This window comes from Bifidobacterium subtile (assembly GCF_000741775.1).
GTDB classification, from domain to species: Bacteria; Actinomycetota; Actinomycetes; order Actinomycetales; family Bifidobacteriaceae; genus Bifidobacterium; species Bifidobacterium subtile.
Genome location: NZ_JGZR01000006.1, coordinates 337578 through 360408, shown reverse-complemented (window position 1 = coordinate 360408; position 22831 = coordinate 337578). Strand labels below are relative to the sequence as shown.

General features: G+C 61.6%; 17 protein-coding genes. 3 read left to right on the top strand and 14 right to left on the bottom strand.

The window, feature by feature from the left end; all coding sequences use genetic code 11:
* Positions 1-72: 72 nt before the first annotated feature.
* From BISU_RS05960 to BISU_RS05925, 7 genes are all read right to left on the bottom strand, one after another.
* Positions 73-1956, bottom strand: a complete 1884-nt coding sequence (locus tag BISU_RS05960; RefSeq protein ID WP_024463113.1) for an ABC transporter ATP-binding protein — start codon at positions 1954-1956, stop codon at positions 73-75.
* Between the two features lie 299 nt (positions 1957-2255).
* On the bottom strand, positions 2256-2744 hold the full coding sequence (locus tag BISU_RS05955; RefSeq protein ID WP_033502624.1) for a MarR family winged helix-turn-helix transcriptional regulator: 489 nt from the start codon (positions 2742-2744) through the stop codon (positions 2256-2258).
* Positions 2745-3367: 623 nt separating this feature from the next.
* Positions 3368-5095 (bottom strand): ABC transporter ATP-binding protein, encoded by a 1728-nt coding sequence (locus BISU_RS05950; RefSeq protein WP_024463112.1) that lies wholly within the window; start codon positions 5093-5095, stop codon positions 3368-3370.
* Entirely contained in the window at positions 5092-7479 is a 2388-nt protein-coding gene (locus BISU_RS11615) for an ABC transporter ATP-binding protein (protein ID WP_081672634.1), read from the bottom strand. The genes BISU_RS05950 and BISU_RS11615 overlap by 4 nt, the downstream gene beginning before the upstream one ends.
* A 134-nt stretch (positions 7480-7613) precedes the next feature.
* Complete coding sequence (locus BISU_RS05935) at positions 7614-7892, bottom strand: hypothetical protein (protein ID WP_024463110.1); 279 nt, start codon at positions 7890-7892, stop codon at positions 7614-7616.
* A gap of 576 nt (positions 7893-8468) precedes the next feature.
* Positions 8469-9491, bottom strand: a complete 1023-nt coding sequence (locus BISU_RS05930; RefSeq protein ID WP_081672656.1) for an aldo/keto reductase — start codon at positions 9489-9491, stop codon at positions 8469-8471.
* A 235-nt stretch (positions 9492-9726) separates the two neighbouring features.
* Positions 9727-10194, bottom strand: coding sequence for a PhzA/PhzB family protein (locus BISU_RS05925; RefSeq protein WP_024463108.1), 468 nt, complete (start codon positions 10192-10194; stop codon positions 9727-9729).
* Positions 10195-11244: 1050 nt separating this feature from the next.
* Here BISU_RS05925 and thiS point away from each other — a divergent pair.
* The 3 genes from thiS (at position 11245) to BISU_RS05910 (ending at position 13354) form a co-directional block, all read left to right on the top strand.
* On the top strand, positions 11245-11439 hold the full coding sequence (thiS, locus tag BISU_RS05920) for a sulfur carrier protein ThiS (protein ID WP_024463107.1): 195 nt from the start codon (positions 11245-11247) through the stop codon (positions 11437-11439).
* A gap of 1 nt (position 11440) precedes the next feature.
* Positions 11441-12166 carry a sulfur carrier protein ThiS adenylyltransferase ThiF gene (gene thiF, locus BISU_RS05915; RefSeq protein WP_033502626.1) on the top strand — a complete coding sequence of 242 codons (726 nt, stop codon included), beginning with the start codon at positions 11441-11443 and terminating at the stop codon, positions 12164-12166.
* Positions 12167-12304: 138 nt separating this feature from the next.
* Positions 12305-13354 carry a thiazole synthase gene (locus BISU_RS05910; RefSeq protein WP_226839103.1) on the top strand — a complete coding sequence of 350 codons (1050 nt, stop codon included), beginning with the start codon at positions 12305-12307 and terminating at the stop codon, positions 13352-13354.
* Positions 13355-13538: 184 nt separating this feature from the next.
* Here BISU_RS05910 and BISU_RS05905 read toward each other — a convergent pair whose 3' ends face one another.
* The 7 genes from BISU_RS05905 to BISU_RS05875 form a co-directional block, all read right to left on the bottom strand.
* Positions 13539-14171, bottom strand: coding sequence for an ECF transporter S component (locus tag BISU_RS05905; RefSeq protein ID WP_033502700.1), 633 nt, complete (start codon positions 14169-14171; stop codon positions 13539-13541).
* Between the two features lie 723 nt (positions 14172-14894).
* Entirely contained in the window at positions 14895-15950 is a 1056-nt protein-coding gene (gene ilvC, locus BISU_RS05900; RefSeq protein ID WP_024463103.1) for a ketol-acid reductoisomerase, read from the bottom strand.
* 433 nt (positions 15951-16383) lie between these two features.
* The gene (locus tag BISU_RS05895) at positions 16384-17688 is read right to left on the bottom strand and encodes an MFS transporter (protein WP_024463102.1); all 1305 of its coding nucleotides are present in this window, start codon (positions 17686-17688) and stop codon (positions 16384-16386) included.
* Positions 17689-18476: 788 nt separating this feature from the next.
* Complete coding sequence (locus BISU_RS05890; RefSeq protein WP_024463101.1) at positions 18477-19748, bottom strand: ABC transporter substrate-binding protein; 1272 nt, start codon at positions 19746-19748, stop codon at positions 18477-18479.
* A 330-nt stretch (positions 19749-20078) separates the two neighbouring features.
* Positions 20079-20873 (bottom strand): ABC transporter ATP-binding protein, encoded by a 795-nt coding sequence (locus BISU_RS05885; RefSeq protein WP_024463100.1) that lies wholly within the window; start codon positions 20871-20873, stop codon positions 20079-20081.
* A complete protein-coding gene (locus BISU_RS05880; RefSeq protein WP_024463099.1) occupies positions 20870-21853 on the bottom strand; it encodes an ABC transporter ATP-binding protein in 984 nt (327 codons plus the stop codon). Before BISU_RS05880 ends, BISU_RS05885 begins: the two co-directional genes overlap by 4 nt.
* Entirely contained in the window at positions 21846-22829 is a 984-nt protein-coding gene (locus tag BISU_RS05875; protein WP_024463098.1) for a branched-chain amino acid ABC transporter permease, read from the bottom strand. The genes BISU_RS05880 and BISU_RS05875 overlap by 8 nt, the downstream gene beginning before the upstream one ends.
* Between the last annotated feature and the right edge of the window lie 2 nt (positions 22830-22831).

Genomic DNA, 22831 nt, shown 5'->3' with positions numbered 1-22831 from the left:
ATATGCGCGTATGTGTCGGCTGGCATCTGCGCACCTGCGCAGCATCTAGCGGCCAACATCACACGCCTAGCCTCACGCGGCCAGCTCGTCCGGGCTAAGCTGGGACTCGGCGATTTCGCGGTACACGCTGCAATTTTCCAGCAGCTCGCGGTGGGTGCCCTGCCCGACCACCTTGCCGTCGTCGAGCACGACGATGCGGTCGGCGTCCATGATGGTGCCGATGCGCTGGGCGACAATCAGCTTCGTGGAATCCTTGGCTTCTTTGGCCAGCTCGTCGCGCACGGCGCGATCGGTCTTGAAGTCCAAGGCGCTGAAGGAATCATCGAAGATCAGGATTTCAGGGTGACGATACACCGCGCGGGCGATGGAAAGCCGCTGCTTCTGGCCGCCCGAGACGTTCGAGCCGCCCTGCGCGATCGCGGCGTCATAGGCGCCGTCCATGGTCTCGATGAACTCATCGGCCTGCGCGACCTCAGCGGCCTTGCGAACCTGCTGCTCGTCGCCGAGATCCTGCACGTCATCCGCATGCTTCATCAGCTCGGCTTCGCGCCTGCGCCCCTGAATGCTGGACGTGTCGACCAGTTCGACGTCGGCGGAATCCTGCGGTCGGTCGCCGTAGCGGATATTCGAGGCGACCGTGCCCTTGAAGAGTACCGACTGCTGCGGCACGTAGCCGATTTTGTCGCGAAGAGCCTTGAGCGTGTAGTTGCGCACGTCCACGCCGTCGACCAGCACCTGGCCTTCGGTCGCGTCGTAGAAGCGCGGCACGAGGTTGACCAGCGAGGACTTGCCCGAGCCGGTCGAGCCAATGAAAGCGACCGTCTGGCCGGGCTGGGCGCTGAACGTGATGCCTTCGAGCATCGCTTCGCGCGAGTCCGGGTAGGCGAAGCTCACATTCTTGAACTCGACCGTGCCCTTGGAAGCGGCGGCGACGGTTGCGGCAGTGTTTACACCGGCGTCACCGGCAGCGTCCTCAGCGCTATCGGTCACCATCGGATCGGTATCAAGCACTTCCATCACGCGGTTTGCGGACACGTCGGCGCGCGGCAGCAGCACGAACACCATGCTCATCAGCAGGAAGCTCATGATGACCTGCACCGAGTAGCTGGAGAAGACGACCATATTCGAGAACAGCGTGAGCTTGTCCTGAATGCCGGCCGCGTCGATGAGATACGCGCCGATCCAGTAGATCGCCAGCATCAGGCCGTTCATGACGGCGTTGATCAGCGGCATCATGACCGACATGGCGCGGTTGGTGAATAGGTAGGTGTTGCTCAGCTCCGCATTGGCCTTGTCGTATTTCGTCTCCTGATAGTCTTCCGCGTTGTAGGCGCGCACGACGCGCAGGCCGGTGAGGTTCTCGCGGGCGACGAGGTTGATGTTGTCGGTCAGGCGCTGCATGCTGCGGAACTTGGGCACGACCATGGCCATGAGCACGCCGATGACCACGAGCAGTACGGCGACGGCGACGGCGGTTGCCACCGTCCAGTCCACGCCCTTGCCCGCGATCTTGCATACGGCCCATACGGCCATGATCGGCGACTTGACGAGCAGCAGCAGGCCCATCGTGACGAACATCTGAATCTGCGTGATGTCGTTGGTCGAGCGGGTGATGAGGCTCGCTGTGGAGAAGCGGTTCATCTCTGCCGGGCCAAAGGACTCGACCTTGCGGAATTCGAGCGAGCGCAGGCGCTGGCTGAACGAGGCGCCAACCCGCGCCGCGACGTAGCCGGTCGCGATCGCGCATAGCACGGAGCCCAGCGAGATGAGCAGCATCTTGCCGCCGGCGATCCAGATGTCGTGCATGTTGCTGCCCGGGGTTTCCACGAGCCGCGTGATATCGGACATGTAGTCCGGAAGCTTGAGATCAAACCAGATCTGGCTCACGATGAATATGAGCCCGATCAGCAGCTGCCCGATCTCCGATTTGGAGAGATATTTGCAGATGCTCAGCATGTATTATCCTTCCTTAAGGATGGTGATGATTCTTTGGGATTCCTATTGATTCTTATTAGTTCTTGAAAAGTCTGTTCGCGATTTGCTTCGTTTATTAATTTCTTACGGTGTTAGATAATACGCATGGAAATCGAGAAGAAACACCGTTTTTGGTAAAACATTATGAAATTCTCCCAGCACGTATTTTTGCGACGCTATGTCCGGCTGGCACAGTCTAGTTGGCGCAGTCCGGTTGGATGCGTCATTGCGAGGATACGTCGTTGCGATACGCCGATTCGGCCTGTCGGCCAGCCAGCGGTTTACTCGTCGTGCGGCAGGCTCGCGAAGGCCTTCTCGATCTCCTCGCGCGTCGGGCGCGGCTCGCCCGGCTTGCAGATCGACATATAGACATGAAACTCGGTGACCAGATCGACGAAATCCCGAGTCCGTCGTTCGCCCATCTGCGTGAAGATCCAGCAGATCGCCGACCGGGCCTCGTCGCGGTCCTTGAGCGCCTGCTCAAGCCCGGTATCGGTTATGGAAACAAGGATATTGCGCCGATCCTTGACATCGACCTCGCGCGTCACGAAGCCCTTTTTCTCCAAGGACGAGAGCACTGCGGAGATGCGGCCCGAGCTGGACCGCAGCGCCGAGGCGAGCTGTGACGGCGTCGACGTGCCCTGCTTGCGCAGATGACGCAACACAAACGGCTCGCCGCTGCCATACCGCGAGTAATGCTTGGCCGCAAGCGAGCGCTTGCTCATGACATTGGCGAGCAGCGTCTCGAACGCCTCCTGCTCGAACCCCATACGAATTCCCTCTTCCCAGTTGCGTGGCTTGCAGCTTCGGCACGTGCGCGCGTGGCGCATAACCGTTTGGCATGCATTGCGCATTGCTTGCCACCACGATGCCTATCGCCATGATGGTTATGCCATCTGTACGCACCAACCCGCATATACGGCATGCAAAGCTCCATATACTTGATATATTACCTCACACTATAAACTTTTTACAGTATGTGCTATTTGAGGAATCAAGTTATCAGGTCAAACCACAACACGCCCGGGGTGATATACACAAGTCGGGTGGTAGCGATTTCGACTGGCGGAATACCGCCAACTGAAATCGCTACCACCCGACTTGTGTAGATGTGGACTGCGGACCTTAGCTCACTGACGGTGCCGAATAGGGCACCGTCCTTCGCAGCCTTAGCGGAGCCTACTGCACCGCCTTCGCGACCTTAAGGGTCGCTCACCTCACCTATGAACAGCACACCGTGCTGTTCACTTAACGGTTCGGCTGCTCACTTCGCCTACAGACTGACGGCGCAAAACACGCCGTCCTTCGGCCCCTTAGCGGGGCCTCACTTCACCTACAGACAGCACACTGTGCTGTCTGTTTTACGGTTCAGCCGTGCTGTCTGCTTCACGGCTCAGCCAAGCTGCCACTGCTGGGCTTGGGCACGGCCGGACCAGAAAGCGGCGTAGCGCGGGTTGCTGGCGAACAGCTCCTGGTGGGTGCCGAGCGCACAGATGCGGCCGTGCTCCAGGAACGCGACGCGGTCGGCGTTGGCGATGGTTTCGGCCTGATGCGCGATGATGAGCACCGTGACCTGGCCTCGCAGCGACTCGATGGTGGTGCGTATGGCCTTGGCGGTCACGCCGTCCAGCGCGGCGGTCGCCTCGTCAAGCAAGAGAATCGGCGCTTTCTTGAGCAATGCGCGGGCGATGGAGACGCGCTGGCGTTCGCCGCCCGAAAGCAGCTTCCCGCTTTCGCCGACCGAACCATTCCAGCCGCCGGGAATCCGCTCGGCAATCGGCGTGACCCGTGCGAGTTCGGCCGCGCGCAGCACCTCCGACTCGCTGGCACCCGGGTCGCCCAGCGCAATGTTCTCACGAAGCGACTCGTTGAACAGGTACACATCCTGGAACACGAGCGAGAGCTGAGCAGCGCGATCCTCATCGCTCAAGTCCTTGACGTCGACGCCGCCGATACGCACCGCGCCCTGATTCGCGTCCCAGAAGCGCGCGATAAGCCGCGTGACCGTCGTCTTGCCGGAGCCGGACGGCCCGACGAGCGCGGTGACCGTGCCGGGTTCGAGTTCCAAATCCACGCCGTCGAGCACTGGCGCGCGGTCGCCGTAGCCGAAGACCACATGGTCCAGCTGCACGGCGTTGTCTGCAGGCTGCGCGCGGGAGACCTCGGGAACGGCCATCTCCGGCTCGTTCAACACGTCGGCGACTTCGTCGAGTTGCAGCTCGGCACGGCGCAGCGTCGTCAGCAGTTCGGCGAGCACGCGCAGCGGGTTGATGACCTGCGAGGTGAGCGCTATCACGGCGATGATCGCCACCGAGTCCACATCGCCCGACACGGCCTGCAGCACGCCGAGGCCCGCCGCAATGCCGAAGACGAAATCGATCACGATGCGCTGAGGAATCATGCTGACTATCGACGACCACAGCGACTTCCTGTCGGCCCTGCGCCGCGCCGCGATGGCGTCGGCAAGCGGCTGGTACTGCGTGCCGTGAATGCCTGCCGAGCGCAGCACCACCTGCTGGTCGGCGAATTCGAGCAGCCGCCGGTCGGTTTCGAATTCGGCCTCATGCACGCCCGTCTCGGCCTTGGCGTTGCGCCGCTCGCCCCACCGCGTCACCAGAGCGACAACCGGAATGGCGACGACGAGCGCGAGCCCGATCTGCCAATTGAACGCCAGAGCGACAATCGCCACGGCAATCGGCACCGTCACCGCCGTGACGACCGGGATAAGCGCATCCGATATGGTCAGCGCCACCGACATCGTGCCGCTCACCGCGATGCCCGACGCCGTTGCCTGTGCGTTGCCGCCGAACCAGCCCAGCGGCAGCCGCACCATATGGTCGGCGAGCCGGCCCTGCATATCGCGGATGACATCAACCGTGACGGCGAACGAATGGTTCGAGGAGAGCACGACGAAAATCGCGTTGACGAGCGCGGCCACGGCGAGCACCACGAGCCACAGCCACATGCCGTGCGTGTCGCGCCGGAACATCGAGACGAGCAGCGGCACGAGCGCCGCCAGCGCCGCGCCCTGCGTCAGGCCGTTGATCGCGGCGAGAATGAGAAATACCTTGAGAGCGCGTCTGGACAACTGGTCGCCAATTGCCATCAATGCCTTGATCATGAGCGATCCTCCTTGCTGATAGCGGTGGTTGCGTTGGCCGCGTCGGTTGCGCTGGCCGCGCTGGCTGCAATGCTGGTTTCGGCACTGCTTGCGGCACTGGCTTGCGCACCCTTATCGCTTTGCTGCGCCTGCCACATGTCGGCGTACGCTCCCGGTACGTTGGCGAGCTGCGCGTGCGTGCCGGACTGAATGATGCGGCCGTGATCAATAACCAGAATATTGTCCGCATGCTGAACGGTTTGCAAACGATGCGCGATGATGACAACCGTGCGGCCGACCACCAGATCGGACAGCGCGCTTTGAATCTCCGTCTCGATTTCCGGGTCGGCGGCCGAAGTCGCCTCGTCCATGATGAGGATCGGCGTGTTTTGCAGAATCACGCGCGCGATCGACACACGCTGTGCCTCGCCGCCCGAAAGCAGTGCGTCATCGCCGATAACCGAATCGTAGCCTCGTGGCAGCGCCATGATGCGCTCATGGATATGCGCGGCTTTGGCGGCAGCGATGATATCGTCCATCGAGGCGTCGGAACGCCCCAGCGCGATATTCTCTTTCAACGACAGCGCTGGAAGCTGCACCTGCTGCAGCACGAGGCCGACGTTCGCCCGCAGCACCGGCTCCGTTATCTGGCGCACATCGACGCCGCCGATGCGTATCGAACCGGCGTCCACATCGTGGAATCTCGCCAGCAGCAGGGCCAGCGTGGATTTGCCGGCTCCCGAAGGGCCGACCAGCGCCACGGTGCCGCCTTCGGGCACGGTGAAGCTGACGCCTGCAATGGCTTCATTCGAGTCAGAGACATTTGCCATTTCATTCGCCACATCAGCCGTATTCGTCGGTTCGCGTGACGTTTCACGTGGAACACTACCAAACGCGCTGCTTGATGCAACATCTGACAAACCTCTCACCGACACAGCAACCGAGACATCCTTCGGCTCGTTGCCCGATGCGCCGTCGAGAATGCCGGAATCGTTCTGATTGTTCGCATAACCGTCTCCTGTGAGAGAGGAATTGTCAGCACCTTCAGCACCATCAGCACTATCAGCAACGTCACCAGCACCATCTACCTGCGGATAGCTGAAATGCACGTCGTCGAATTCAACTGTCCGATTCGCCGGGCGCAATGGCTTACTGGGCTGTGGCAGCGGCGGCTCGTTCAGCAGTCCGGTGATGCGCTCCACCGCTTCGCGTCCCTCGCTGTAGGCCTGATTGCCGGAAGCCAAGGTGATCAGCGCGCCGGGCAGCGAGAGCGCCACCAGCGCCACGACCAGCGCCTTGGCCGGTTCGATGCTTCCCGAATCCACGAATATCACGCCGCCCAGAGCGACCATCAAAGCCACAACCGGCGCGGAAAGCCAGATAAGCGCCACGGCTTGCGCACGCATCTGCGGGCCGACGAGCCGCGCGAAGTCACTGATGAAGGCGTTACTCGTCTTGCGAAATCGCCGCGAGCCCTCCTTGGCGCACCCGAAGATTTTGAGCACGGCCACACCGCCGACATAATCGACAATCGCCTCGCTCACTGCGGCGAGGCTGGCTGCGATCTGGTCCATCACCCCGCGATTATCGCGCGGCGACATCAGCGAGAAGGTGGCCATGTAGAGCACCGCCGGAATCAGCGCGATCAGCCCAATGCGCCAATCCATCACGAAGCAGAACACGACGCCCACCAGCGGTGTGACCACGGCCGAAGCGATATCCAAAATACTGTGTGCAATCAGATGGTGCAGCGATTCGACATCGTCGTTAAGCGCCTTGCGCACGCGGCCCGCACCGTTCGCATCGAACCATCCCAGCGGCACGCGACCCAGCGTATCGGCCAGATCGATTCGCGTCCGCGCCTGCAGATCAACGTCGGCGATATGGGTGAGCAGCATGCCCAGCGCGGCGATAAGCGATTCCACGCTCACCGCGATCAGGTAGATCATCACCGCGTTCCACGCCGTATGCCCGTCGGGCCTGGCCGGCACCGCCATAGCGTCGGCGAGCCAGAGCAGCGCGATATACGGCATGACGCTGAACAGCGACGCGACGATTTGCAGCGCGATGGCCGCAATCAACTTGCCGCGCACCGGACGGAAGAACTGCATCAGCGAAGCCGAAGACTGGTTGTGGCTGGATTTCGCGTTCTTGCCGCTTTGCGCGTTCTTGGCTTGCGCGTTCTTGTTTCCCCTCGCGTTCCCGCCATCTTGCGTATTGCGAGTTTGCGCACTGCCGCCTTGCTCATCGCGTCTCTCCGCACCGCTGATTGTTGCGCTGTTGCCAAGCCGAAAATCACCGTCTTTCGATACTCGACGCACACCAGTTTCCCGCCCGCGTCGCGTGGGCGCAACTCCTTGCGCAGTAACGGAATCGCCCGTCACCACAGCTGTTTGCCTTTGCATTCCTGCTCTTTTCTCTTCAATCGTTTCTCCTGTTGTTACGTTGTTCGGCAGCCGCTTTCTAAGGATTTCTGCACGCACTGCATTTCTACGGTTCTGCGCTTCTACGCGCACAAGCCGCAGGCATACGCCCGGCGCTACGAGCTGCGAATCATGCCCGAACCCTCAAATCCGGCGAGCGCGATATCGACTTTGCGCAGCATCACCGCACGCTGATCGGCTGCAATCGCGGACGGCTCCGCCTCGCCTCTTCGTCGTGCCGCCCCGAGAGTGCTTCCATCACGCGATTCACGCGCAGGAGCAGTCAAACCGTCGCATTGCTGCGCCTGCGGACGGCCCGATGCCATGATTCGCCTCGCCTCACGACTGCCGCGACGGCTGCCTGCCACTTCGTATGGCTGCTCTATGAATGTCATATTTTCGGAGCGTACACTCAAAATCAATAAAGTACAAACGATTATCATTAATAATAGAAAATAGCGCGGCTTGCTGTTCCGCTCACCCGTCATTCATTAGGCCCATTTCCTCGCGAATTCATCCGCACAAGGCTTTTCAAGAGATTATCCATGCTCAGTATTGGCGGAATTGCAGGAATCGTGCGGCGACCTGAGCAAGCGTATACTTTCGCATCGGCCTAATGAACGAAAAAAAGACCTAATGAACGGTCTGAGGAAGATACTGCGGCAATCACACCCAATCAGGTAATGCTCAAGCAGGGTTCAATCACTCATTAGGCACATTTTTCATTCATTAGGCCTTTCGCAAAGTAGCCGCCGAATTCAGTGCACAACACTTCGGCGGAATACCCCCGTTTTCGAGTAACGCCGCACGACTACTCCGATGCGCGAGACTCCGTAGCTTCCCCAAATCAACCTAATGAATTCACAGACCACTCACGACCGCTGCAAAACAACGGTCCAATTCTCCCAAAAACACCGTGGCCATTGCCAAGCTGTCCCCGAAATGGATCAGTGGACCTGTCTGCCTACGCATCATTCGTCGGACAGTATCCGAAGCTCCTGCTCGCTGAGCCTGAGATCTTCGGCCGCAAAGGAATCGCAGATCTCGTGCGGGTTGCGTGCGCTGGGGATGACGAAAAGGCGCTGATATCGTGTCAGCTCCCAGGCGAGCACGACTTGCTGGTAGGACACTCCACGCTCGGCCGCGACCGCGCGGAAGGGGTCGTAGACTGCGTGGTCGAAGGCGTCGAGGAAACCACCCAACGGCGAAAAGCAGATGTAGGCCAAGCCCAGTTCGGCGCAATGCCGCATGGTTTCCCCCCCATCATGGCAGGAGGGCGAGAACTGGTTCTGCACCGCGACGAGACGACTCCCGAGCACCGATGCGGCAATATCGATCTGATGGTTGTCGACCCGCGAGATTCCAGCGTTGCGCACGACTCCTTCATCAATCAGCTGCCGCAGCGCGCCCATTTGGTCCTCGTAGGGCACCGCCGGGTCAGGGCCATGCGAAAACAGCAGGTCGAGCGTTTCGACACCAAGCCGCTGGGCGGATTCCTTGGCATCGCTGATCATCGTCTCCGGCCGTGAATCGGCCATCCAGCCGTAGCGGCTGCCTGCCGTCCGCAGCTGCTGGCGCGAGGCAGCAGCATCGCCGCCGAAAGCAGACGTCGCAGCCGCATCATCGGCATCGCGCACGAACACCTCGTTTGCATCGCAGATGCGGCGGAACCCGGTTTTGGTGGCGACCAGCACCTTGTCGCGTGGACCGCCCCAGGAGCGTAGGGCATCACGAACCAGGAACTCTCCGTAGCCCATATCCTCCGGTGCGCCAATGCCCGGCCTGCTCGGCAAGTAGTACGACCACGCGGTGTCGAGGTAGCGCACACCGGCATCCAGCGCGGCGTGAATCGTGTCAATGGCTTGCTCGCGCGAACTCGGGCGCCCCTCAATCGACAACGCCATCAGCCCCATCCCGATGCGTGGTACCTGGAAGCCCGCAAGTTCTGCCGTGCCATCGAAATCTGTTGCGTATTGCTGCTGTTTCTGCTGCATGAAGCGTCCTTCCGAAATTTCGTTTGCTATTACGTCGATCGCGTCAGCTGTCCCATTGCCCACACCGATATCGACGCCGCTATTGTCTCTGATGCCACTACCCATATCGACGCTACTGGCTGTGTTGGCCATGCCGCCCAATCCGCCAGCACCGATGCCATTCCTTGCATCGCCATTCACTGTGGCAGCATCATCAAACACTACCAATAGCTCATCCAGCACCCGAATCAATACGTCAGTCAGGAAAATCGCCAAGATCAATCGTCGGCGTCGCCAGCCCCAGCGCCTTCATCTCGACGATGGGATTCATGAACTCGCGTTCGCGGGCGATCAGGCCGTCGCGCATATCAAAGCAATACAGGAAATGATTCGTATACTGCACCGAATCATGCCCGGGCAGGTTCAGCGTGCCCGAACCGTCGCATTCCGCCCAGACCACGTCAGCGTCATCGGTTGTCCAGATAGTGATATCGCGCCATTGCCAATCGGGGAAGTGCTTGGCTGACCACAGGTCGTAGCGCGCAATCGACTCACGTCCCTGCACGAACACCGGTTCGCCGGTGTCGGAGGTCCACAGCCCCGAAATCCCATCCTCGCAGAAGAGCTCATGCCGGTGCAGCAGCGCGTCGCCGTGGCCGGAATGCAGGAAGGTTTCAACCGCCGCGCGGTTGCGTGCGCGGCGCGCGCCATCGTCAGTTGCCATGCCTCCATCATGACACAGGGCTGGACGGGCACCAATTAAGACGGGTTTTCGAGTTGCGGCAAGGACGATTTTTCTGTTGTGCGCGTGTATCAGCGTTGTGTGTAGCGTTAATTTAGCCTCGCGGAGGTCTATCTGCGTTGCGTGAGGCGTTAATTCCTTGGCACCCTAGGTATCGCTGGCTGAAAATGGCGGTTTTGGAACGCCCAATACTCGAGCCTCATCGAAATAACGCCACACATAAGCGAGATAGACCTCTGCGGCATCCCAATAGCGCCACACACAACGCAGATAGCCATTCTTCGGCTATGCGACGCGAGCTTCCCAGCATTCCGGTGAACCGTAGGGCCCCCGAGCGCCCTTCCGCCCGCGCATGCCCGACCATGAAGGAAAACACACGGCTGGCGAATAGCCATGTACGCAACCACCAGCAGCCATTATGGAACATGCTGCCGTGTCCACTGCCATTCGTACCGCCCAAGGCCCCGCATCCGCAGGATAGAACGCGGTCCTCCCCCAACCGGCTGTCGACAGCGCGGCAGTCCTCGACTTGCCGCACCGCAACAGCCCGTTCACCCGAAACCCAACAACCACAGGCATCGACACGCTTGTCCGCGGGCGCGGCCATGATGAAGGCACAACCGAACGGGAGCTCGAAAGGGCTGAGAGGAAGTCGCGGACTTCGACCGAGAACTTGACGCGGGTAATGCCGCCGTAAGGAAACGAGTTGTTGATGTCGCCATAGCTGGCGGCTTTCCGCATCCTCACATCTTGGGCCGTGCCATGCCATACGTGGCCTGCCGTCGCGCCGCCGTTCGCGATAACTGAATATCGAATATCGCATGATTAGGGTCATGGAGGGGCGCACCACCTCACAGGGTACGGCCTTTCCAGCGACCCTTTTTTCGTATCATGACGGCCTGCACTGCGCTGCTCCGCACTGCGCCGAGTGCGACCCCGCGCCCGCGAGGAACGCACGGCAGCTGCGCAGCAACGCCGCGGCCAGCACAACACGCAAACCGCCACGATACGCACAACGGAAGGGAAGATCGCATGATCGTCAACGGAATACAGGAAGAAGTCGCGACGCCGATAAGCGTCGCCGACCTCATCGCAAGCAAGGGGCTCGACGCCAACCGGGTCGCCGTCGAACTCAACGGTGCCATCGTGCCCAGGACCCAGCGCGCGCAGACCACGCTCAAGGGCACCGATACGCTCGAAATCGTCACTTTCGTGCAGGGAGGCTGACATGCCGATACCACAAGGATTCACCCCATCAGCATCGCAAGCGCAGCTCGAAGCGCGGCGCACCGCATTCGCCACCCCGCCCAATCCGCTGGCTATGGTCAGCGAAAGCGAGGTGCGCGACGCGCTGAGCGAACGCCATTCGGCAGCCACGCAGGCCAAGCTCGACGCGGCGCACGTCGCCATCGCCGGACTGGGCGGCCTCGGCTCGACCATCGCGGTGGCGCTCACGCGCATCGGCGTGGGGCACCTGCACCTGGTCGATTTCGACCGCGTCGACATGACCAACCTCAATCGCCAGCAGTACTTCCTCAAAGACGTCGGCGAATACAAGACCGAGGCGCTGCAGGCCAATCTCGCCCAGATCAACCCCTTCGTCGAGGTCACTATCGACACCACGAAAGTCACCGACGACAACGTGAGCGAGCTGTTCGCCAATGATGACATCATCTGCGAGGCCTTCGATGTGCCGGAGAACAAGACGCTGCTGGTCAACGCCGTGCTTGAGCAGCTGCCCAGCAAAAAGCTGGTCTCCGCCTCGGGCATGGCGGGCTTCCGCAGTTCGAACCTCGTCGAGACACGCCGAGTGTCGAGCAACTTCTACTTCTGTGGCGACGGCGTCACGGCTCCAAAGCCAGGTGCCGGGCTTATGGCACCGCGAGTGGGAATCGTGGCCTGCCATGAGGCGAATATGATCACCCGCCTGATTCTGGGCGAGCAGGAAGCGTAGGGCCGCTATGAGCAGCACGAATACGAATATGGGTCTGGAACCCGCGCAACGACTCGCCACAGCTTGCCTGCATCCGCAGACTCGTTCATTCGACGTTCAGTCAGCGCAGTGCAAGGGCCAAACTATCAGGAGGTCAGCATGAGCGCAACCATAATAAACGACGATACTATGCGTGACACCGATACGAGCGACATCGCTGTGAGCGACGGCTCGATAAGCAACGTCACCGCGCAAGCCACCACCAAAGAATCCGCCACCGAGAGCGCCGGCACAGGCATTGGCATAGCTAATGATTCAGCCGTCGCCAACGATCGCAGCACTGAAGCCGACATCGACCTCGACGCGCTGGTCGGCACCACCACCAACACGGCGATCCTGCCGGAGCCTGACGCCCACGCCTATGACGCGATCGAAACCGGCGACGGCGATCCGCTGATACTCGGCGGGCACCGCTTCACCAGTCGTTTCATCCTGGGCTCCGGCCGCTACGATCTCAACCTCATCAAGGCGACGATTGAAAACGCCGGCACACAGATTGTGACGATGGCGCTGCGCCGATGCCGCACGACCGAGAACAATCTACTCGATTACATTCCCAAAGGCATCACCATGCTGCCGAACACCTCCGGCGCGCGCAACGCCGAGGAAGCGGTGCGCATCGCGCGGCTGGCACGCGAGGTGTGCCATACCGATTTCGTGAAAATCGAAATCGAGCACGAGCAGCGCTATCTGCTGCCCGACAATGCGGAAACCATCAAAGCCACGGCGATACTGGCCAACGAAGGCTTCGTCGCCATGCCCTACATGTTCCCCGACCCTATCGTCGCCCGCCAATTGGAGGACGCGGGCGCGGCCTGCGTGATGCCGCTCGGCTCACTGATCGGCTCGAATAAAGGCATCCGCATGCGCGATTTCATCGAGGTCATCATCGCCAACGCGGGGGTGCCGGTCATCATCGACGCGGGCATCGGCCGACCGAGCCAAGCCTGCGAGGCGATGGAGATGGGGGCCGACGCAGTGATGGCCTACACCGCGATCGCCAGCGCGGGCAACATCCCGCTCATGGCCCGCGCCTTCAAGCACGCCATCGAAGCCGGCCGGGCCTCATACCGCTCCGGACTCGGCACGGTGACCGAAGGCCACGCGGTCCCATCCAGCCCCACCAACGCCTCGGACTACCTCGGCTGAGCACGAGCGGCGCTGCGCTGATGCTCGTCCGGGCATCAGCGCAGCGTCCGTTGTGTAGCGTCGACCTTGGGCAATTGGCAGTGATACGCCGCTGACGACAATTCAGCGGCCGATTCGCTCCAGTTGTCCACGTAACTGGCAGGAATACGCCGCGTCCCACCACTCACCGGCCTTTTCGCGCCAGTTATGCCCTAGCAGTGGCGATGCGGCCCGACTCGAAGCGCGACAGCGCTCCGGTGCGGGCGATGCCAAGATACAGGAACCACATCAGCGCGCCGGACACGATTGCGCCGGAAACACAGCTGGCCACAATATACATGACGCCGAAGTACCCCATGCTGGACATGCCGGCGTAGGCCGTCACAAGCGACCAGGCCGCGCCGCCGATGGCGGTCGTGACGCCCGAAAGCGTTGCGGTCCAGACGTTCCAGAGCTTATACGCCACGATAAGGAATCCGATTTCGGCGAAGACGCCTTGGACGATTCCGGCGACCAGCGAACCGGCCGCGCCCCACTGGTTGCCGAGCGCCAGCTCAAGCAATGCGCCCACCGTTTCAGCGTACAGCCCGGCTCCGGGCTTGCGCACGATGATCAGCGCCAGCACGCCGCCGAAATACCAGAAGCCGTTCAGCGCACCTTCCAAACCGGGGACGAAGCCCTTCAGCACGGCGGTCGGAGCGGTGACGATCAGGTCGAAGGCCCAGAACACCAGGCCGGACGCCACGCCGATAACCGAGGCGACGGTGATGTCGACCGGACGCCAGCGGTACCAGTGACGGCTGCGCGTAACGACGCTGCCGCCGCGACCTTGCGCCACGCTGCCCGTCGCGCTACCCTCCGCGCCGTTCACCGACGACGATACTGACGAAACGGACGACGGCACTGACGATTGGCCGTCAGATCGATGGTTATTGTTGCTTGCAGACATTATTCTCCTCCGATGCTGCTGCCCGCCCGACCTCAAAAAGAAGCCGACAGACATAGGTATCACGAGAAGGAATACCAAGATAGGCATTGACTTCGTTCGACGGTATTAGCCGTGTCACGTTCAACGGTCGGAGAATCAATCTCCCTCTCAGCTTTCCAGCTCCCGTGTCTTGCAAGGCCACACATTAGCAAGCAACGCAGACCTCCACAAGGTACAGTCAGGCATAACCGCGCATAACCGGGCACCATCAAATTCGACACGCCCGGGTTGGGGTGCCATAAGTCGGGTGCTAGCGATTTTCGGTGGCAAAATTCCGCGAATCGAATTCGCTATCACCCGACTGCACTCCGTAACCCAGTCGTGTCGCGCGGAGTTAATGGGGAAACCGCAGAGGAACGCGAAAACCGCCGTTCGTTGATCTTGATAGTCAACGAACGGCGGTTTTTTAGTAGGCAGTCGTGGCGTAGGCATTACTGCTAGACCCTTGCGGAGACTCTTTACCTCGCGCCCTTAGCAGGCGCTCGGTCTCGCCTATGAACAGCACACAGTGCTGTTCACTTAACGGCTCAGTTGCTCGGCCTCGGCTACAGACAACGCACTGCGTTGTCTGCCTCACGCCTCGGACTGTGCGCGAACGATCTTGCCAGTGAAGGATTGGTTCTCGTCGGCGTCAGCGGCTTCGCCCTTGTTCCAGGAGAACATGCCACGCAGCTTCGGGCCGACCTCTTCAATCTTCTCGTGGGAGAACTTCTCCTGCAGCTCCTTGAACTTCGGCGCGCCGGCATCCTGATCGTCGATGAACTCCTTGGCGAAGGAGCCGTCCTGGATGCGACCCAGCTGGTACTCCATGCGCTTCTTGGTGGAGTCGTCGACGACCTGCGAGATGAAGTCGCCGTACTGCGCGGTGTCAGAGCAGCTCCAACGAGCCTTGTTCAGGCCGCCTTCGTTCATGAGGTCGACAAGCATCTTGAGCTCGTGGCACACTTCGAAGTAGGCGATCTCCGGCTGGTAGCCAGCCTCGGTGAGCACCTCGAAGCCGCACTCGACCAGGTGGTTGACGCCACCCATGAGCACATCCTGCTCGCCGAAGAGATCGGTTTCGGTCTCTTCCTTGAAGGTGGTCTTGATGGCGCCTGCGCGCAGCGCGCCCAGCGCCTTGGCGTAGGCCAGGGTGATGGCCCAGCCGTCACCGCGCGGATCCTGCTCGACAGCCACCACGACCGGCACGCCGCGGCCTGCGGCGTACTCGCGGCGCACGATGTGGCCCGGGCCCTTGGGGGCGACCATGAAGACCGGGTGATCGGCGGACGGCTTGATGTAACCGTAATGAATGTTGAAGCCGTGGGCGAAGGCGATTGCGGCGCCCGGCTTGATGTTGGGTTCGATGTCGTTGGCCCAGATGGTGCGCTGGAACTGATCGGGCGCCAGGATCATGATGACGTCCGCCTCGGCGGAAGCTTCCGGCACGCTCTTGACCTCGAGTCCCTGCTCCTTGGCGAATTCCACGGACTTGGAGGTGGGACGCAGGCCGACGACGACGTCGACGCCGGAATCGCGCAGGTTCAGCGCATGCGCGTGGCCCTGCGAGCCGTAGCCGATGATCGCAACCTTCTTGCCCGCGAGGACAGAGAGATCGCCATCGTCTTCGTACCAGATTTGTGCTGCCATAATATATGCACTCCTTATTTGTGCTGTTGAAAATTCAGGTCATGATGGCCCTCACACGGGGCCAGCCGCCATTCAAGCGGCGTATGCAATCGGATTTTGTCCTACTAACCGTTGCCCATCATACTCGAAACCCCGACGGCGCTGTGCCGCCATGTCGTTTCGAGCGCGATGCCGTCGCAGGACGCACTATCCGCGCATTGCCGCATGAAACGGAATCGGATGAAATCGGATGAAATTGATGAACGCTGATATTGGCTGCACCATCGTGGGTTGGCTTATGTTGCGTGCTGATTATGCCATGCAACCGATGGTGCTTGGATTCCTCCTTCCTTATTCTTGCCGACCCTGCCAAATCGGCACAGGTCCGAATAACACCGTGCCGAATTGACACCGTGCCTAATGACACAGTGCATCCAGCCGCCGCGCACGACGTCTACTTGGTGAAGTCGGCGTCCTTGGTCTCGCGGCAGGTCGCCACGGCCACCAGGCAGCACAGCGCCATGACGGCGAGGTACAGCCCGACGGAGCGCACGCCCCAGTTGTGCGAGAGCCAGGTGGCGATGGTCGGCACGAAGGCCGCGCCGACGATGGCCGCGAGATTGTAGCCCAGCCCGGAGCCGGAATAGCGCACATTCGCGTCGAACAATTCCGGCAAGAACGCGCCTATCGGTCCGAAGGCGATGCCCATCAGGGCGAAGCCGACGCACAGAAACACCATCACCTGCACGAAATCGCGCCGCCCCTCGCCCATCAGCAGATACGGGAACACCAGCGAGAACACCACGAGGGCGCATGAGGAGAACATCAGCACGCGTCGGCGGCCGATCCTGTCGGCGTACAGGCAGGAGAGCACGATGAACGCCGCGAATACGCAGATCGCGGCCATGAGCATGAGCAGATACTCTTGGTTGGTGAAGCCGAGTCCGCCGCCGCCTTGCGCCACGCTTTTCGTGCCCCAGGCAAGTGACCAGGTGGCCAAGGTGTAGAACAGCGTGTACGTGACGGCCACGAGGAAGGTGGCCTGCAGCACCTGACGCCAGTTCCGGGTCAGCACCGTGGTCAGCGGCGCCTTGACCACGCGGTGCTCCTGCTGGGCGATGCGGAAGACCGGCGTCTCCTCCATGCGCACGCGGATGACGAGGCCGACGATCACCAGCACCGACGACAGCAGGAAGGGCACGCGCCAGCCCCAGGCGAGCATCGCATCGGAATTGGTGGTCGCCTCCAGCACGAAGTACGTGCCGTTCGATAGGAAGAACCCGATCGGGGCACCCAGCTCGGGGAAGGAGCCGTAAAGGGCGCGCTTGCTCTCAGGCGCGTTCTCCGTGGCGACCAGCGCCGCGCCGGACCATTCGCCGCCCAGTCCGATGCCTTGGACGAACCTGCACAGGCACAGCACCGCGACCGCAAGCACGCCCCACTGCGAGTATGTCGGCAGGCAGCCGATCAGAAACGTGGCGACGCCCATGGTGAGCAGGGAGACCACCAGCGTGGTCTTGCGGCCGAGACTGTCGCCGAAATGCCCGAACACCAATGATCCCAATGGTCTGGCGATGAAGGCGATGGCGAAGGTGAGCAGGCTCATGAGCAGGGCTACGGTGGGATTGGTGGCCTGCGAGAAGAACAGCTTGGGGAAGTAGTTCGCCGCCGCCGTTCCGTAGGCATAGAAATCATAAAATTCGATGGCAGTGCCGACCATGGAAGCCGCGATCACGGTTTTCACCGAATCCCGGGCCATAGTGCCGAGTTTTGCGGCTGTTGCCGACGCGGGCCGTTCTGCCAGTTTTCCACTTGCCGTGGCATTGACTGAAGTCATTGACGTATCTCTCCTGAAGCGCCGCGCGGCACGCCGGGAGTCTCCCGGCGCATACGCGCAGCAACACGTACTGCGTACTTCCTGGCTTTCATGAGGCGTTGACCTTGTGGGGCGCAACAAAAAAGCCCCGCAACTCGTGCAGGGCTTGTCGCATGATGTGCGATACCGTGGCCCTGCCTTCATTGACGGGGCCGAAACGAATATCGAATCAATCCGCCAACGAAGACGGAATAATAATTCGCGCAAAGGCAACGCAGCATGCTCTCATATTCATAGTCATCGTGACGGACCTCCTCTCATCGTCATACGGTTCTTGGCGGGCTGTTTGCCCGACTGGTTGTTAAGGTAGGCTCGGCAGACTGAAGTCACATCCGAGCGTCCACATAATGGACACCTCCGGCGTGTCGGCGTGCTTTCGCTGTGGCGTTTCAGAAGACGATGATCCGGCTGCCCTAGATGATCCGGCTGCCCTGAGAGACAGCCGGCCGGATCGACCGGCGCGACTGACGGCTCATCAGCTACGTACGGCTTCATATCGGCGGCCGACGAAACGCAGAATCATGCATGCAGCCGGCCGCTGGCCAAAACACAGCCAGCTACGCGTTGCGCCCGCAGGCCTCATGGCACTGCGGGCGCAACCCGATTTGCTGGCGGCTGCCTGCGCCGGTCGTCGCAACTGCGTTGCAGCGACCGCCGTCAGTTCAGCTGGTTCAGCTCTTCGGCACTTCGCCGGCCTGGGAGTGGTCGTACACCGGCTTGTTGCTCGCATCGAACTTGTAGACGCCAATGCTGGCGCTGCTCGGATCGCCATTCTCGTTGAACGGGCCGATGCCGGCCTGGCCTACGTAGTGGATGTCCTTCTTGTCCTTGAGCAGGGCGAGGCAGGCCTTGTAGGTCTTGCACTCGGTGCCGCCCTTCGCGCCGGAGACCGCCGCGAGGTTCTTCTGCACGGTCACGCCGTCGACGGCGCCGCCCTTCTCGGCAGCGAGCGCTGCGAGAATCGAGCCGTCATAGGTTTCCGCGGAGTAGGTGAAGTCGGACAGCCCCGGCTGGACGGCCTTGAGCTTGGCCTGGAACGCGTCGCTCGGGTGAGCGCCTGGAATCGTGCCGGTGGCGCCCTCGATCAGGCCCGGATCGAAGTCCTTGGAGTAGTCGGCCGTGTTGCCATCAGTCATGTACATCTTGGTCTTCGTGTCCACGCCCTGGCTGGACATCTCCTTGACCAGCTGCTTGGTCTGGTCGAAGGCGATCACCAGCACGGCGTCAGGATTCGTGGCCTTGATGGTGGTGACCAGCGAGGAGAAGTTGGATTCGGTCGGGTCGAAGGTGTCCTTCTCGCCGTAGACGACCTGCACGCCTGCAGCCTCGGCCGTCTTGACCACGACGTCACGCAGATTGGTGCCGTACTCGTCGTTGAACACCGCGATGGCCAGCTTGCGCACGCCATCCTGCGCGATCACGTTGCCGAGCACCGCGCCCTGCACGGAGTCCGGCGGCACGGTACGGAAGAAGTACGGGCTTACGCCGGAGAGGCTGGGCGAAGTAGCGCCCATCGAGATCTGCGGGACCTTGGCCTCGCTGATCGACTTGTAGACGTTCTTCACCACGGAGCTGGAAGCCGGTCCCAGGATCACCGAAGGATTCTTGGAGAGCACGGACTGGGTGCCCGAGGTGTTCTGGTCGGCGTGGTCGGCGTCGGAGACATCGGCGGTCGCCGTCGTGATCTTCTTGCCGAGCACGCCGCCGGCGGCGTTGATGTCGTTGGTGGCCAGCTTGAACGCCGAGGTCTCGGCGGGCCCCAGAAAGGCGAGCGAGCCGGTCTCGGGGAACAGCGCGCCAAGCACGAAGGCGTCGTTGGACGATCCTGACGAGCTGGAGTCAGAGCCGGACGACGACGAGCCGCATCCAGCCAAAGCCATAACCGCAGCGGCCACCACAGCCGTGGCGATAACCGGCAGCTTCTTGTAACGGGCATTATTCATCTGCAATCACCCTTGTCTTTCCTCTTCAGGCCCGCGATAGCGGGCGATGGTTCGAGCGGCAGCATACGGCCGCCGGTCTTGGTGATGAATGTAAGCCGGCGATGCAACGAGGGCGTGTGCCGAATGTTTCCACATGGTGAAGTTGGTAAACTACCGGAAACATTGACGACACATGGAGTGGGCATAGGACGCGCAGGAAGGCGGCGCAACGGCAGCCGAAACAGTCGCTGCAATGGCGAGGCGGCCCGGCGGTCAATTCCGCCGGGCCGCCTCGCAGTAGCTGTCAGACCATAGGCACTGCCGGCAGCGCCGCTGCCGCGATGCCGCCGGTCAGCGCCCCTCCTCCTCGACTTCCTCTTCGAGATTGCCCAGGTAGAGCGAGATCACCTTGGGGTCGTTGAGCAGGTCGCGGCCCCGGCCCGAGTAGGCGTTGCGGCCCTGATCGAGCACATAGCCGCGGTCGCAGATCTGCAGGCAGCGCGAGGCGTTCTGCTCGACGATGATGACGGAGACGCCGGCCTTGTTGACCTCGCGCACGCGGATGAAAGTCTCGTCCTGCAGCATCGGCGACAGGCCTGCCGAAGGCTCGTCGAGCAGCAGCACGGACGGCTTCATCATCAGCGCCCGGCCCATGGCCACCATCTGGCGTTCGCCGCCGGAAAGCGAGCCGGCGAGCTGATCCTTGCGCTCGGCGAGCTTGGGAAAAATCGAGCAGACGTAGTCGAAGCGCTCGGCGAACAGCTTCGGGGCCTGGAAGGCGCCCATATGCATGTTCTCGGCGATGGTGAGCGAAGGGAAGACGTTCTCAGTCTGCGGCACGAAGCCCACGCCGCGGGCCACGAGCTTGTCGGCGCGCATATTGGTGATCTTCTCGCCGCGCAGCATCAGCTCGCCCGACGATACATGCACCAGGCCGAAGAGCGACTTGAGCAGCGTGGACTTGCCGGCGCCGTTGGGGCCGATGATGCCGACGATCTCGCCGTCGTGCAGGGTCAGCGACGCGCCGTCGAGGATGTTGACCCCGGGCAGATAGCCAGCTACAAGGTCGACCGCGTCCATCAGCGGCTCGCCCTCAGGTTCGCCGATATGGATTTCGGCGCGGGATACTACTGCTGCCTCGCTCATAGTTCGGCTCCTTCCGCCTGAGTGCCTGCCGAAGGCGCTATCTCCTCAAGATTGTCGATATCACCTAGGTCGATGTTGGCCCGTGCGCCCAAGTAGGCGTCGACCACGGCCTGATCGTTCATCACGCTCTTCGGCTGGCCTTCCGCCACGATTTTGCCCTCGGCCATGACCGTGACCCAATCGGCGATGTGGCGCACCATGTTCATGTCGTGCTCGACGAACAGCACCGTGGTGCCGTCCTCGCGCAGCGACATGATGCAGTCGAGCAGCGACTGCTTGAGCGCCGGGTTCACGCCGGCCATCGGCTCGTCGAGCATGACCAGCTGCGGGTCGCGCATCAGCGCCCGGGCCATTTCCAGGAGCTTGCGCTGGCCGCCGGAAAGCGAGCCGGCGAAATCGTCCTTCTTCTTGATGAGCAGGAAGCGTTCGAGCAGCGATTCGGCCTTCTCGATGTTCTGCTTCTCATACTTGCGCCACCGCACGGGGAACAGCGAAGTAAGCATGCCCTCGCCCGGCTGCACCGGTGCGCCGAGCAGCATGTTGTCGAGCACGGTGAGCCGGCTCATGACCTTGGTCAGCTGGAAGGTGCGGACCATGCCCATGCGGGCGACCTTCTCCGGCGAGACCGAGGAGAGCGGGTGCCCGTCGAACTGCCAGGTGCCCGAATTCGGCGTGTCGAATCCGGTCATGAGGTTGAAGAAGGTGGTCTTGCCCGCGCCGTTCGGCCCGATCAGCGCCGTGATGCCGTGGCGCTCGATCTCGAAATGCTGAACATCAACGGCGGTGACCCCCCCGAACTTGCGGGTGACGGTGTCGGCCACCAGAATCGGATCGGGCTTAGGCACGCCCGGCGTGTTGTCGACGAATTCAAGATCCTTCTGCACCTTGTCGCCGAAGGCCGTGGAGATCAGCCCCTCGCCTTCCGGCGCTTTCGTCGCCCATTTGGCCAGATCGTGGAATGGAATATTTTGCTCAGCCATGGAACGCCAACTCCCTTCGGTCGCCCATCAATCCTTGCGGTCTGAATATCACCAGGCACATAAGCGCGACTCCCATGATCACCCAGCCCAGCGCCTCGATCTGATTGGAGGAGATGAGGGTGTCGGGGATCGTATCGCGCATCAGCTCCTTGATGAAGGTCAGGCTCACCCACAGCAGGCAGGAACCCAGGATGGGCCCGAGCACTGTGGCCGCGCCGCCCATGAGCAGAATCGTCCAGGTATAGAACGTGACCTGGCGGCCCAGCGAATCCGGCTGCACCGACCTCGGCAGCACGAAGAGGATGCCTGCGAGCGCACCGAACGCGCCGCCGAGGAACAGCGATTGGAGCTTGAAGCGCGTGACCGGCTTGCCCAGCGAGCGCACCGCGTTCTCATCCTCGCGGATGCCCTTGAGCACGCGGCCCCACGGCGACTTGAACCAACGCCAAGTCAGCAGCGCGGCGATGATGACCAGGATCCACGCCGCAATGCGAATCCACCACGAGTCGGCGATGTTGTTCGAGTACGTCCACAGCAGGAAGGTCGAACGGCCGTCAGGCAGCGGCGAAAGTGCCTCGAACTGCGTGGTGAAGTCCTGCGGCGAGATGCCGCCAGAGCCGCCGGTGATTTTGGTCATCGAGGTCGATCTGCCCACGATGCGCACTATTTCGGCGGCGGCCAGCGTCACCATCGACAGGTAATCGGGTCCGAGCCGCAGCGTCGGTATGCCCAGCAGCAGCGCGTAGATGCCTGCCAGCAGCAGCGCCATGCACACCGAGGCGAACAGGTTCCAGCCCATCGACTGGCTGATGGCGAAGCCATAGGCGCCCAGCAGCATGAAGCCTGCCTGGCCCATGTTGAACATGCCGGTCATGCCGAAGTGGATATTGAGTCCGATGGCGGCCAAGGCGTATGCCGCCGTGGTCGGGGCGATCAGTTCGCCCAGTGAATTGGATATCAGGTTCATGAAATCCATGA

Excerpts from the sequence above, each read along its gene's own strand:
- BISU_RS05960 (WP_024463113.1), bottom strand. The coding sequence starts at position 1,956 with ATGCTGAGCATCTGCAAATATCTCTCCAAATCGGAGATCGGGCAGCTG.
- BISU_RS11615 (WP_081672634.1), bottom strand. The coding sequence starts at position 7,479 with ATGCAAAGGCAAACAGCTGTGGTGACGGGCGATTCCGTTACTGCGCAA.
- BISU_RS05950 (WP_024463112.1), bottom strand. The coding sequence starts at position 5,095 with ATGATCAAGGCATTGATGGCAATTGGCGACCAGTTGTCCAGACGCGCT.
- ilvC (WP_024463103.1), bottom strand. The coding sequence starts at position 15,950 with ATGGCAGCACAAATCTGGTACGAAGACGATGGCGATCTCTCTGTCCTC.
- BISU_RS05955 (WP_033502624.1), bottom strand. The coding sequence starts at position 2,744 with ATGGGGTTCGAGCAGGAGGCGTTCGAGACGCTGCTCGCCAATGTCATG.
- BISU_RS05875 (WP_024463098.1), bottom strand. The coding sequence starts at position 22,829 with ATGGATTTCATGAACCTGATATCCAATTCACTGGGCGAACTGATCGCC.
- thiF (WP_033502626.1), top strand. The coding sequence starts at position 11,441 with ATGCCGATACCACAAGGATTCACCCCATCAGCATCGCAAGCGCAGCTC.
- BISU_RS05910 (WP_226839103.1), top strand. The coding sequence starts at position 12,305 with ATGAGCGCAACCATAATAAACGACGATACTATGCGTGACACCGATACG.
- thiS (WP_024463107.1), top strand. The coding sequence starts at position 11,245 with ATGATCGTCAACGGAATACAGGAAGAAGTCGCGACGCCGATAAGCGTC.
- BISU_RS05895 (WP_024463102.1), bottom strand. The coding sequence starts at position 17,688 with ATGGCCCGGGATTCGGTGAAAACCGTGATCGCGGCTTCCATGGTCGGC.
- BISU_RS05885 (WP_024463100.1), bottom strand. The coding sequence starts at position 20,873 with ATGAGCGAGGCAGCAGTAGTATCCCGCGCCGAAATCCATATCGGCGAA.
- BISU_RS05890 (WP_024463101.1), bottom strand. The coding sequence starts at position 19,748 with ATGAATAATGCCCGTTACAAGAAGCTGCCGGTTATCGCCACGGCTGTG.
- BISU_RS05935 (WP_024463110.1), bottom strand. The coding sequence starts at position 7,892 with ATGACATTCATAGAGCAGCCATACGAAGTGGCAGGCAGCCGTCGCGGC.
- BISU_RS05925 (WP_024463108.1), bottom strand. The coding sequence starts at position 10,194 with ATGGCAACTGACGATGGCGCGCGCCGCGCACGCAACCGCGCGGCGGTT.
- BISU_RS05930 (WP_081672656.1), bottom strand. The coding sequence starts at position 9,491 with ATGCAGCAGAAACAGCAGCAATACGCAACAGATTTCGATGGCACGGCA.
- BISU_RS05880 (WP_024463099.1), bottom strand. The coding sequence starts at position 21,853 with ATGGCTGAGCAAAATATTCCATTCCACGATCTGGCCAAATGGGCGACG.